Source organism: Bacillus salipaludis, assembly GCF_030938565.1.
In the GTDB taxonomy this organism is placed as follows: Bacteria; Bacillota; Bacilli; order Bacillales; family Cytobacillaceae; genus Neobacillus; species Neobacillus salipaludis_A.
Genome location: NZ_JAVGVR010000001.1, coordinates 2,022,861 through 2,035,782 on the forward strand (window position 1 = coordinate 2,022,861; position 12,922 = coordinate 2,035,782).

At 38.8% G+C, this 12,922-nt stretch carries 11 protein-coding genes; 9 read left to right on the top strand and 2 right to left on the bottom strand.

What is annotated here, in order from left to right:
* The first annotated feature begins 101 nt into the window (after positions 1 to 101).
* Positions 102 to 1,328 (top strand): diaminopropionate ammonia-lyase, encoded by a 1,227-nt coding sequence (gene dpaL / locus RCG21_RS09995; RefSeq protein WP_308913116.1) that lies wholly within the window; start codon positions 102 to 104, stop codon positions 1,326 to 1,328.
* Positions 1,329 to 1,368: 40 nt separating this feature from the next.
* Complete coding sequence (locus RCG21_RS10000) at positions 1,369 to 2,532, top strand: M20 aminoacylase family protein (protein ID WP_308913117.1); 1,164 nt, start codon at positions 1,369 to 1,371, stop codon at positions 2,530 to 2,532.
* A gap of 158 nt (positions 2,533 to 2,690) precedes the next feature.
* On the opposite strand, the gene RCG21_RS10005 is transcribed toward RCG21_RS10000, so the two are convergent.
* The gene (locus RCG21_RS10005) at positions 2,691 to 4,109 is read right to left on the bottom strand and encodes a sigma-54 interaction domain-containing protein (protein ID WP_308913118.1); all 1,419 of its coding nucleotides are present in this window, start codon (positions 4,107 to 4,109) and stop codon (positions 2,691 to 2,693) included.
* Positions 4,110 to 4,408: 299 nt separating this feature from the next.
* On the opposite strand from RCG21_RS10005, the gene RCG21_RS10010 reads away from it, so the two are divergent.
* The 4 genes from RCG21_RS10010 (at position 4,409) to RCG21_RS10025 (ending at position 8,374) form a co-directional block, all read left to right on the top strand.
* Entirely contained in the window at positions 4,409 to 5,584 is a 1,176-nt protein-coding gene (locus tag RCG21_RS10010; protein ID WP_308913119.1) for an aminotransferase A, read from the top strand.
* Position 5,585: 1 nt separating this feature from the next.
* Positions 5,586 to 5,783, top strand: coding sequence for a DUF3311 domain-containing protein (locus RCG21_RS10015; RefSeq protein ID WP_308913120.1), 198 nt, complete (start codon positions 5,586 to 5,588; stop codon positions 5,781 to 5,783).
* Positions 5,780 to 7,258 carry a sodium:solute symporter family protein gene (locus RCG21_RS10020; protein ID WP_308913121.1) on the top strand — a complete coding sequence of 493 codons (1,479 nt, stop codon included), beginning with the start codon at positions 5,780 to 5,782 and terminating at the stop codon, positions 7,256 to 7,258. Before RCG21_RS10015 ends, RCG21_RS10020 begins: the two co-directional genes overlap by 4 nt.
* Before the next feature lie 330 nt (positions 7,259 to 7,588).
* On the top strand, positions 7,589 to 8,374 hold the full coding sequence (locus tag RCG21_RS10025) for a M20/M25/M40 family metallo-hydrolase (RefSeq protein WP_372512753.1): 786 nt from the start codon (positions 7,589 to 7,591) through the stop codon (positions 8,372 to 8,374).
* A 108-nt stretch (positions 8,375 to 8,482) separates the two neighbouring features.
* On the opposite strand, the gene RCG21_RS10030 is transcribed toward RCG21_RS10025, so the two are convergent.
* Positions 8,483 to 9,088, bottom strand: a complete 606-nt coding sequence (locus RCG21_RS10030) for a TetR/AcrR family transcriptional regulator (RefSeq protein WP_308913123.1) — start codon at positions 9,086 to 9,088, stop codon at positions 8,483 to 8,485.
* 297 nt (positions 9,089 to 9,385) lie between these two features.
* Here RCG21_RS10030 and RCG21_RS10035 point away from each other — a divergent pair, with 297 nt between their 5' ends.
* The 3 genes from RCG21_RS10035 to RCG21_RS10045 all read left to right on the top strand — a co-directional run bounded on the left by RCG21_RS10035 (position 9,386) and on the right by RCG21_RS10045 (position 12,906).
* A complete protein-coding gene (locus RCG21_RS10035; RefSeq protein WP_308913124.1) occupies positions 9,386 to 10,984 on the top strand; it encodes an ABC transporter substrate-binding protein in 1,599 nt (532 codons plus the stop codon).
* 65 nt (positions 10,985 to 11,049) lie between these two features.
* On the top strand, positions 11,050 to 11,994 hold the full coding sequence (locus RCG21_RS10040) for an ABC transporter permease (protein ID WP_308913125.1): 945 nt from the start codon (positions 11,050 to 11,052) through the stop codon (positions 11,992 to 11,994).
* Between the two features lie 12 nt (positions 11,995 to 12,006).
* The gene (locus RCG21_RS10045; RefSeq protein WP_308913126.1) at positions 12,007 to 12,906 is read left to right on the top strand and encodes an ABC transporter permease; all 900 of its coding nucleotides are present in this window, start codon (positions 12,007 to 12,009) and stop codon (positions 12,904 to 12,906) included.
* Positions 12,907 to 12,922: the final 16 nt, after the last annotated feature.

Consider the following 12,922-nt stretch of genomic DNA (forward strand, 5'->3'; position numbering starts at 1 on the left):
AATCTGTTAAGACAAACAAAAAAGCTTGGCTTAAAGATTTGAGGAGTCATGCAAATTTAATTAGGATACCTACAATAAAAACTTTTATTAAGGAGATAAAAATGGTGAATTTAACAGAAATTAAATATATTGTAAATGAAAATGCAAGAAAAGCAGACATGGAGAAAGCATCTGTAGAATTTATTAATAGTGAAGTAGTTGAAAAGGTAAGAAATTTTCATAAAAGCTTTCCAGAGTATCAAGTAACGCCACTTCACAGCTTAGATAAATTGTCTAAACAATTAGAAGTTGGAAATATTTGGGTGAAGGATGAATCTTATCGATTTGGACTTAATGCTTTTAAAGTATTAGGTGGTTCATTTGCTGTAGGAAAATATTTAGCAAAAAAATTAAATGTCGATATTTCCGAGCTTTCTTTTGAAAAACTAAGAAGTAAAGAAGTAAAAGAAAAAATTGAAGACATTACTTTTGTAACAGCAACTGATGGAAATCACGGAAGAGGAATCGCTTGGGCAGCAAGTCAGCTTGGACAAAAATCGGTAGTATTGATGCCAAAAGGGTCTTCAGAAATAAGATTAAATAATATAAGAAAAGAAGGAGCAGAAGCTTCTATAACTGATCTTAACTATGACGATACAGTTAGACTGGCAAGCCAGAAGGCTGAGGAAAATGGCTGGGTCTTGGTACAGGACACGGCTTGGGATGGATATGAAGAGATTCCAACTTGGATTATGCAGGGGTATGGAACGATCTTGGATGAAGCAGTGGAGCAGATTGGCGAAGCTGGTGATGATCGACCAACGCATGTGTTTTTACAAGCCGGAGTTGGCTCCTTTGCAGGCAGTATGCTTGGATATCTAGCAGGGAAATTCGGAGATCAACGTCCTATTACAGTTATTGTCGAACCGGATAAAGCTGCCTGTTTATACAAATCTATGAATATTGGTGATGGACAACCCCATTCAGTAACGGGCGCTTTGAATACGATTATGGCAGGTTTAGCATGTGGGGAACCAAGTACAACTTCTTGGGGGGTTTTAAAGGATTATGCTGAGGCCTTTATTTCTTGTCCAGACTATGTGGCCGCGCGAGGTATGCGAATTCTTGCCAACCCATTGGGCAGTGACCCTCAAATTGTTTCAGGTGAATCTGGTGCAGTTGGTTTGGGATTAGTCAGTTTATTGGCTGAAAACAAAATGCTCAATGTTATGAAAGAAATGTTGAAACTGAATCAAGATTCGAAGATTCTTATTATCAGCACAGAAGGTGACACGGATCCGGAGCATTATAGAAAAGTAGTATGGGATGGGGCATATCCATCTGCATAGTCAAATTTAAAATAATAGTCTCTGAGAGGGTGATATGAATATGGCCGATGAAAATTTTGAAAAGCAGCTTACGGAATGGCGGCACTATCTTCATGCGCATCCCGAAAGTGCTTTCGAAGAAAAAAATACTTCTGAATTTCTTGCTACAGTACTAACAGATATGGGATTAGAAGTTCACAGAAATATTGGTGGTACTGGAATCGTTGCCAATCTTACAATAGGCGATGGGAAAGGTATTATAGGTATTCGATCAGATATAGATGCTATTAACCTAACTGAGGTGGGGGAACATCCATACACCTCCCAGAATCCAGGTAAAATGCACGCCTGTGGTCATGATGGTCATATGGCCACCGTATTGGGCGCAGCTAAGTTATTAACAGAGCGGAAAAATTTTAATGGAACAGTTAGATTTATTTTTCAACCTGCAGAGGAAACTGGTAAAGGCGCTTTTGCCATGATGCAAGACGGACTTTTTGATCGTTTTCCGGTAGATGAGATTTATGGAATGCACAATATGCCAGGCATGCCTGCGGGTTCCATTGCAACTCGTGTGGGCGGAATAATGGCCAGTGAAGATAACTTTGTCATCCGTATTAAGGGACAAGGCTCACATGCTTCAAGCCCTCATATGGGGAAAGACCCGATCGTTATTGCGTCTGAAATTATTATTGCTTTACAAACCATTATCTCTCGTAATATGGACCCGAATGTTCCTGCTGTAATTTCATGTACTGAATTTATAACAGATGGGATTCGTAATGCGATACCTACGAATGTAGTGATTAAAGGGGATACTAGAAGTTATACCCCAGAGGTATCAAAGTTGCTGGAAGATAGAATGCGAACGATTAGTGAGGGAATTTGCAAAATAAATGGAGCAGAATGTCAATTTGAATATACCCATGAATTCGCACCAACAGTTAACTGGGCAGAGTGTGTTGATATAGCGGTAATAGCAGCCCAAAATGTGGTTGGTGAAAATAAAGTAGATGGAAATTGTCAACAGTGGATGGCTTCTGAAGACTTTGGTGCGTTTTTACAGAAGATTCCTGGTTGCTTTGTATTTATAGGAAATGGTGATGATTCTGATTTAATTGGCAATGTTCCACTTCATAACTCACGATATGACTATAATGATAAGATATTAAAAATTGGTGCGGAATATTTCGCTGAGTTAATTAAAATACGCTTGCCAAAATAAATATTTTATAATTGTTGATTTCCGCTCTAATCAACTTTGTTCTTTAACATAGTTAAGTTTTAATACTGCCGAAGGGTCAAACCCCTTTGGCAGTATTTTTTACTTTGGATTGCATATCCGAGATTATTTCAATCTATCCGCGTTTCGTTTTCTAAAAACTACTCTTCAACTAATTTCTTCTCACTTATTCTCAAATTGAATTTTTTTAACCTACGAATGATATAGGATTGGGATACACCCAGTTTTTTTGCTGTTTTCCAAGTGCTATTCGTTTCGTTATAGGTTTTAATTAATATACTTTTTTCAATCTGTTCTAAATAGATTGGTAAACTCATATCTTCAATGTTTTGAAGGAGCATTTGTTGAGACTGCTGAAGGGGGAAGTCACTTGGTAAATCTTCTAGAACAATTTTTGGTCCAGTAGATGTAATCACTAACCGTTCCATTAAATTTTCAAGTTCACGGATATTCCCTTCCCAACTGTAATTGTATAAGGTATCCATTAAGTTTTTGGTTAAAGTTTGCCTGCGGCTATACTTTTGGTTAAATTTACTTAAATAAAAATTTAAAAGTGGAATAATATCTTCTTTTCTTTCGCGTAAAGGGGGAATTTTCATAGGAAGGATGTTTAAACGATAAAATAAGTCCTTTCGAAATGTTCCTTCCTTGACGCGTTCCATTAAATTTACATTGGTGGCTGCAATAATTCGGACATCCGCTTGTTGTACCTGGTTATCCCCAATCATTCGATATGTCTTGTTTTGTAAAAATTGCAGAAGCTTTGATTGTAGATGAAGAGGGAATTCACCGATCTCGTCTAAAAATAAAGTCCCTTGATCAGCCGCTGCAATTAAACCGAGTTTTCCATTCACATTGGCACCTGTAAATGCCCCTTTTTTGTACCCAAATAATTCCGATTCAATGAGCGATTCTGGAATGGCACCGCAGTCTAAATGAATAAATGGTTTATGATTACGACTGCTCAGCTGATGAATTCGATAGGCAAAGGCTGTTTTCCCAACACCTGTTTCACCAGTTAATAGAATCGTTGTATCGATATCAGCAATCTTTTGAGACCATACAGAAATCGATTGAGCAGCTTTACTATTTCCTACATAGAAATCTTCATCCTGCTGATTTTTTTGCAAGATTAATTCTCGAATTTGCTGTTTATATAGCTGTAAAATAGATTCAACTTTTTCTAATTCACTTGATTGATTGATGGCTTGGGATAATTGCCTTGCATGCGTTACGATATATTGAATATCCCCGTTCTCATCTGGAATATAGTCACCAGAAACAAGTAAGCGACCATGATCTTGTGTGATCTGGGCGGTGCTTATAAAGCGTTTTTGTTCGATGACAAGCCTGGAGATAGACGGTGAAAATACCCCTTGTTTTTCCATTTCAAAAACGTTATTGCCAATTAATTCACCAATTGAAAAAGTTTCAGCAGCCGCTTGATTCACCCACAATACATTCCCATTTTTATCGTTAATCCAAATAGGATCCTTTAATGTATTAAGAATCTTTATAAGTAATTCCCCATCAAATTGCTGTAAGACATCTGCTGTCAAAGCGTTTCCCCCTTTTGATCATTTAATTCCACATGCACGAAAAATAGTTTTAAAACTTCTGTTTGATTCGCAATCGACTCATGTTAAACCCCTGTGTAAGAAACTATAGCACATAATAAGGTGTAGTTATACATTTTTCGACACGCGTTGAATCTAATTAGAATCAATAAGTTAAATTCGAATTGTAATTCCGTGTTGAGTTTTGCGAAAGTACTGATTTATCAGTGTTTTAAAAATGGCATGCTTCTTGCATATTTATAAAGCGTAATCAAATATAGGGATAGAAGGGGGAGAGCATCATGGATCATTTACTTAGTAAAACAGTTAAAAATATTAAAATTTCTGCCATCCGTGAAATCGGAAACAAAGTGGCAAATGATCCTTCGATTATTAACTTTACAATTGGACAACCGGATTTTGTAACACCGGATTCCATTTTAGAAGCGGGGAAACATGCAATTGAAGCAAAGAAAACTGGTTATACACATAACTCAGGCGTGCTTGAACTAAGACAAGCAGCATCTGACTTTGTAAAAAGACGTTACCAACTAAATTATCGCCCAGAGGATGAAATTTTAATTACAATGGGCGCCAGTGAAGCGTTGGATATTGCCTTCCGCACAATATTAGAGCCAGGTGATGAAATCATTTTACCAGCACCTATTTATCCAGGTTATGAACCACTTATTCGTATGTGCTTCGCAAACCCTGTGTTTGTGGATACTCGAAATCATAATTATAAAATCTCTGCAAAATTAATTGAAGAAAATATCACAGAAAAAACAAAATGTGTTGTTTTACCCTATCCGTCAAACCCAACGGGTGCTATTTTAAACGCTCAAGAATTAGAAGAAATTGCAAACCTATTGAGGGATAAAGATCTTTTTATTATTTCAGATGAAATATACAGCGAACTCACATATGGATTGAAACATATTTCCATCGCTTCATTCCTAGAAATGAAAGAGAAATGCATTGTCATCAATGGTCTATCAAAATCCCATGCCATGACAGGTTGGAGAATTGGTTACACATTAGCACCTGCTTATATAACAGATGAAATGTTTAAAGTTCATGCCTATAACTGTGTATGTGCAAGTTCGGTCAGTCAATACGCTGCCATCGAGGCATTAAATCACGATTTACCAGAAGTCGAAGAAATGCGTCAAGCATATGAAAAACGGCGTAACTATGTTTATCAGCGTATTATGGACATGGGTTTAGAAACCATTAAACCAGATGGTGCGTTTTATTTATTTGTTTCAATCGAAAAAACAGGTTTAAGTTCGAATGAATTTATCCATCAACTTGTAGATGAAGCAAAAGTGGCCGTCATTCCGGGATATGGTTTTTCTGAATATGGCGAAGGATACATTCGTATTTCGTATGCATGTTCAATGGAGAAGCTAGAAGAGGGCATGAACCGTATGAAACGGTTTGTACAAACTTTATTAAAAGTAGAGGAGGCTATTTAATTTGAAACCATTCTATTTTCTGGCGTTTATTCCGGTTCTGGCTTTCCTTATAGGTGTACCTCTAGTAAATCGGATTGAACTTTATGTATTAGGGCTGCCTTTCACAATGTTTTGGATCGTATTGTGGGTTATTTTAAGTTCGTTAACTATATTAATTTTGTATCGGTTTGATCAACAGGATGAGGAGGTGTCAGAATGAATATTTCAATAATCATTATGATAGCCGTTGTGATCTTCTGCATGTATACGGCGATACAGGCAGGTAAAGGCAAAAATGGCAAATTGGAAGAGTGGGCATTGGGTGGTCGAGGCATGGGCGCAATCATTACGTTCTTCTTATTAGCAGGGGAGTTTTTTACCGCCTTCACTCTAACGGGTTTAGTAGGACTAGCCTATAATAGTGGGATTGCGACTCTTTATATCATGTCATATATCTCGATTGCCTGTATTATCGGTTATTTTCTATTACCAAAAATTCGACATTATAGTAAAAAGCATAATCTTATTTCACAAGGTGACTTTTATGAGAAGAAATATAATAGTCCGTTTTTAGGGAAGCTGATTACAATCGTTGGAGCCATTGCGATTATTCCAACAATTGTAATGGCATTAAAAGGGATGGGGCTAATTGTGTCTGTTGCATCCTACGGGGCGATATCTTCTACTGCAGCCATTTGGTTTGGAAGTATTATTGTCTTAATTTATACATTAATATCGGGACTTCATGGATCTTCTCGTGTAGCCTTAATTAAGGATATTCTTATGTTTGGAGTGCTTCTATTTTTAGGTCTATACTTCCCATTTCATTATTATGATGGAGTTGGATCAATGGTTAAAAAAGTTGCTGAGGTTAAGCCTCAAGTATTACTTTTTCCTGATCAAGGTCTAAGTCTTGTATGGTATGTCTCTACGGTCACATTAATGTGTTTAGGGTTATATCTGTGGCCAAATTCATTTTTATCAACTTATGCCGCGAAAAATGACAAAGCTCTTCGTAAAAATACCATTTTAATGCCGTTATATTCACTAATGCAACTATTTGCATGCCTTGTCGGATTAACAGCGATTTTAGCAATCCCGACTCTAACAGGAGCCGAAAGTGATTTGGCATTAATAAAGTTAGTATTTGAAACCTTTGATCCATGGTTTGTAGGGTTCATTGGAGCAGCAGGATTACTAGCATCTTTAGTACCGTGTTCTGTCGCACTCATTACCATTGGTTCTATGATCACTTCTAATATTTATATGCCGTTGAAACCAGATACTTCCGTTCGTAAGCAAATGAATATCGCGCGTCTATTCGCAATTATTGCAGCGATTATTAGCTTATACGCATCATTAAATTCACACGGTGCCATCGTGTTCCTGCAATTAATTAGCTATAACTTTATTATGCAGCTATTCCCAGCTCTTATTTTTAGTTTACAGAAGAAAAACTTTGTTACGAAGCAAGGTGCAATCAGCGGTATTGTCATGGGAGTATCAATGGCCTTATACTCCGCAGCGACAGGTACAACTGTGGCAACCTTATTCCCGAACTTACCATCATTTATTTTAGATATTAATAATGGTTTATATATGTTAATCATTAACGCAATCGTAACAGTGGTTGTCAGTCTTGCAACACAAAAGTCATCAGCGGAAATCAACAGATTAGAAAGTGAGATTGTATAAAATGAAACATCAAAATTATGAATTGGCAAAAAAACTGAGGCACGAATTGCATCAACATCCTGAACTTTCCAACGAAGAAGTTTGGACAAAACAGCATTTAATGGAGTTTTTGAAAGCGAATACAGAACTTGAACTTGTCGATAAAGGGAATTGGTTCTATTGCATTTATCGTGCAGGAACAGATCAGCAGAATATTGCTTTCCGTGCAGAATTTGATGCACTTCCAATGGATGAATTCATCGAACTGCCGTGGGCTTCCGAGTTCCCTGAAAAGCACACAAATGTGGTCATGATGGCCACGCAGCAACACTGGCAGGGTTTGCGCTTGAAATCGATCAAGTGGGTGCAGATAAAAATATCTTTTTCCTCTTCCAGCCTGCTGAAGAAACGGGAGATGGTGCTATTCAATGTGTTGATTTTATTAAAGAACACAATATTGATGAAATTTACGCTTACCATAATATGAGTGGATTCCCTTACAAGTCTATAGGGATTATAGATGGAACGATTATGTGTGCATCTAAAGGGATGACGATCCATCTGGAAGGTGCTCCTACCCATGCCAGTCAGCCAGAAAAGGGGATCAATCCATCCTTCGCAATCGGTAATATTCTCGGAGCGATTCCTGAATTCACTTCACCGGAAAAAAATAAAGGCCTTATCCTGTGCACCGTTGTACAAATCGATGTGGGTGAAAAAGCTTTTGGTATTGCTGCCTCAAAAGGAGACCTTCGTATGACCATACGTGCTCTTTACGAAGAAGAATTGGATCGACTACAAGAAAATCTTGAAAACTTTGCAAAAGCCCAAGCAGAAGAATATGGGTTAAAAGTAAGTTTCCAATATAATGATGAGTTCCCGGAAACGTTCAATCATAAAGAAAGTGCAAATAAAATTCGTATGGTTTCAAAATCCATGGGTTTGGAATTAGTTGAAGTGGAAGAAGCATTCCGTGCTTCTGAAGACTTTGGACACTTTACAAAGTTAACAAAGGGTGCATTTTGTTTTATTGGAAATGGGGAAGATTATCCACATATTCATACACGGGAGTATGATTTCCCTGATGAAGTCCTCGAAACAGGAGTAGAACTGTTTAAAGGACTTGTGAGGTCATAAACGCCATTTGATGTAATTTCATACATGACAAAGGCTCTCAACAAAAAAGATCGAGAGCCTTTGAAATGTAAAAATTAACGCTTAAAGGATTGAGGCGCTTTTTCCCGTTTAATTTTTCACACACTCCAGTTTCGGATCAAAAGTATCAAAAAACGGGACAAGCAGCTCCATATGTTCTGGTCCTAATTTATCTGTAGAATGGAGCAGCCAGTCGAAGATAATACCCCTGGTATAAATAAGAATCATGTGGGCGATAAATCCTGCATCCATATCCCGGCGAAACTCATTTAGTTCCTGTCCTTTTTGAATGATCCCTTTAAAATGGTTAAACATTCGCCGTTCCTGCGAAATCATGTAGGAAGGTTGTTCGTCATTGATTTGCAGGGTATAGATGGTCTTCGTCCATTCTCTGCGGCTTTCATTTACATAATTGTACATTTCCCAGCATAGGGCAATCAATTCTTCTTTATTAGTTTGATAGGTTTGTGATGATACTCTCGTGATTACTTCCTCATCAAGATCAAACCAGGAACTGAGGATAATTTCTCCTTTATTTTTAAAATGATTATAAAAAGCCCCTTTAGTGACCCCGGCTTTTTTGCAAATGTCGTCAATTGTCGTATTATGGTAGCCTTTCTTGAGAAAGAGCTCCAAACTGATCTGGTTCAGCTTACTGCGCGTTTTTTTCGCTTCTTCTCTGCTTTTTCGAGCCATTTGAACATCGGTCCTTTACTTAAAATGCATTTTTTTCCATAAAGTGTAATCCACACGTAAATCATAACACAGAATGAAATCTAACGAAATTAGAAGAAAATCAAAAATATTTTTTATTTTTTAAATTATTGAAAAATTCAAAAGCCTATAGTAAGATAAAAACATCAATTACATACTACGGTATCTAAATGATAATGTATGTCTTTGGTTTTATCAATCACGAAGGAGGGAAATAGGGAAAAAGTACTTATATTTTTCTAAAGTAGAGTAAGAGATTTTAAAAGGAGGGTTCTTTTTATGATGAAAAGGAAATCAAAGTCTTTATATCTTACTGTCATGATTGGTTTAATCATTGCTGTTATACTTTCCGGCTGTTCGGGTTCAAAAACCACTACCTCAGATTCTCAAGCATCCTCGAAAAAGCAGGAAGCTCCAGGGAAGCCACAGTATGGCGGCGTATTAAAAATTTCCTCACCTATTGAACCAGCAAATTTAGGAAATCCTCCTGAGCAGGTTGGAAGCGGTTTCTTACACATGATGGCTCCTGTTCTTGAAACACTTGGAAAATTTAATGAGAAGGGTGAAATGCAGCCGCTTTTAGCAGAAAAGTGGGAAACTAACCCGGAGGAAAAAACCATAACCTATTACTTGAAAAAAGGCATTAAATTCCACGACGGTACCGATTTTAACGCGAAGGCTGTGAAATGGAATATTGAATTATTCCAAAAAGCTAAACGCGGCGAAGTAGATGGGATTAAGTCGATTGACGTAGTAGATGATTCTACCGTTCGAGTGAACCTGACGGAATGGAACAGTAGTTTGAACAACGCACTTTGTTTCTGGATTCAAATGATTTCGCCGACTGCTTATGAAAAGAACGGAAAAGACTGGGCATCGGGCCATCCCGTGGGCACTGGTGCATTCGCATTTGACAGCTGGCAACGCGGCGTCTCTATAAAATACAAGAAAAACGAAAATTACTGGCAAAAGGGTCTTCCATATCTTGACGGTGTTGAATACAAAATCATTCCAGATGCGATGACGGCCTCCGCTGCCTTCCAGAAAAGAGAAGTGGATGCATCATTCTATTTACCAGTTGATAGGGTCCTAGAATTAGAAAAGAACGATCAATACAAAGTCGTGACACTTACAACAGGACTTGGCAACAGAGAAAACGGGCTGATCCCAAATAGCGGAAATCCGGATTCTCCTTGGGCTAATCCAAAGGTCAGAGAAGCTTTAGCGCATGCTATTGATGCGAAAACCATTGTTGAAAAAGTCCTTAAGGGCGGCTATGAAGTAACAGACCAGTGGGGGCCAATGACAGGTTCTTCTTACAATAAAGATGTAAAAAAATTCGATTTTAATCCTGAAAAGGCGAAGAAATTGCTGGCTGAAGCAGGATATCCAAACGGCTTCAAAACGAAGCTTCTTTCTTGGCCTGGCCTTGAGCATGAATCACTTCCGCCTGTTTATCAGAGCTATTTAAAGGAAGTTGGAATTGATGCAGAAGTTGTAAACGTTGATACTGCTAGAATGTATGAACTGATTGGCACGAAGTGGGACGGGCTGATGTACTTTGACGTCATTACCTCCCCAGACCTCCCGCTTTACATGGAACGTTACTTAAGTAAAAAAGCCAAATTATACGTAAACATTGACCATCCGGAAAATGTGGAAGCGCTCATTAAAAAGGGTAAAGCTGCAACCAATCCGGAAACAAAGCAGCAGGCAAACCTTGAATTACAGAAGGCTGTCTTCGAGGAAAATCATATGTTCTTCCCTTTAGCGATTACGACTATGCCAATTGTCATGTATCTGAATATTCAAGACAGCGGATTTAATGAAACATATGGCAATGTGTATTCTCCAGAAAAGACCTGGCTTTCAAAATAATGAAAAAGCTTGGGGGGATGATGCTTTCATCTTCCCCTCTTATCTAACTGAAAAGGAGAATTGTCATGATTGCGTTTATTATCCGCAGGCTATTGCAGACCGTCATTGTTTTGTTTATGGTGACCCTCATCGTATTTTCCATTCTGCAGGTTTTGCCGGGAGATCCTGCACGGACTTTGCTCGGACCTGAAGCCTCACCGGAACAAGTAGAACAAATCCGCGAAGATTTAGGGCTGAACCGCCCGCTGCCAGTTCAATATATTACCTGGGTTGAACATGCCGTCCAAGGGGATCTGGGCAAGTCGATTGCCATTAAGGAAGATGTCACAAAGATTATTGGCGAACACCTGCCAAAAACCATTTATATCAGTATTCTTTCGATGGTATTAGCCATCCTGATCGGGGTGCCGGCTGGGATTATTGCAGCCATTAGAAGGGGAGGAAAAATTGATTCCCTCATTTCCGTCGTTTCAAACTTTGGAATGGCGGTACCTGCCTTCTGGCTCGCTGTATTATGTATTTATTTCTTCAGCTTAAAACTGGGATGGTTTCCGGTGCAAGGATATACCTCTCCATTTGAAGATTTCTGGTTGAGTATAAAGCAGGTCATTATGCCTGTTATCTGCCTTGCCTTTGCGGCGCTAGCTTCCTTTGCCCGCCAAACCCGGTCGGCGATGCTTGAAGTCATTATGCAGGATTTTACCAGAACAGCCCGTTCCAAAGGATTAAAAGAAAATGCAATTATTATCAGACATACACTGAAAAACGCCATTATTCCTGTTATCACATTAATTGGACTGCAGGTGCGGAATGTCGTCGGAAGTACCATATTTGTTGAGCAAGTCTTCAATATTCCGGGTATGGGACGGCTTGTCGTTCAGAGTGTCTTTAATCAAGACTTTGTTGTCGTTCAGGGCTGCGTGCTCGTCATTGCCATTATCGTTGCCCTTACCAATCTATTGATTGATATTTCATATGGCTATGCAGACCCGCGGATAAGGATTAAATAAGGAGGGACAAAGATGACAACTGAAATAATTGCTTCTGAAAAAGCCGTGGAACAGAAGGTAAAAAAGACAAGTAATGCAAAGCGCTTCCTTCGTGTATTCCTTGCCCGAAAAACAGTTGTAGTGAGTTTGGCCATTATCTTCATTATGATTATTTGCGGCATATTTGCCCCGTTGCTTGCACCCTATGATCCATATAAACAAGACTATACGCAGATCCTTGCAAACCCATCACTAGCACATCCATTAGGAACAGACCTGATTGGACGGGATGTCTTGAGCCGGATTATTTACGGCAGCCAAGCAGCACTGCTTGTGGGTATAGTATCCGTTGCTATTGCAAGTGTGATTGGGATCATCCTTGGATTATTTTCCGGCTATGTTGGCGGATTAATAGATGCCATTATTATGAGAGCAATGGACGCCCTTATGGCGATTCCTCCTATTATATTGGCAGTGGTTTTCGTGGCAGCCTTTGGCGGAGGTTTAAAGAACGTCATCATTACGTTAGGTCTTTCACTTGTACCCACTTATGCTCGGTTAATGCGGGGTCAGGTACTAGCGATCAGGGAATCAGATTATATTGTGGCGCAGGAACTCATGGGCTCGACGAACATAAGAAATATGATCAAGCATGTTCTGCCAAACTGTATTTCACCGCTGATTGTTTTGATCACCTTAAACTTTGGTGTAGCCATTTTGTCTGAAGCGGGACTTAGCTTTTTAGGACTTGGAATTGTACCGCCGAAAGCTGCTTGGGGTTCGATGATTAATGACGGCTATAAATATTTATTATCCAATCCAATCCTTTCCTTTGCACCCGGAATGGCAGTAGTACTGGTAGTGGTGGCCTTTAATATTGTTGGAGATGCATTAAGGGATGCCCTTGATCCACGCTTGAAAGGAAGCTTGTGAGAAACAATGGGAGGTG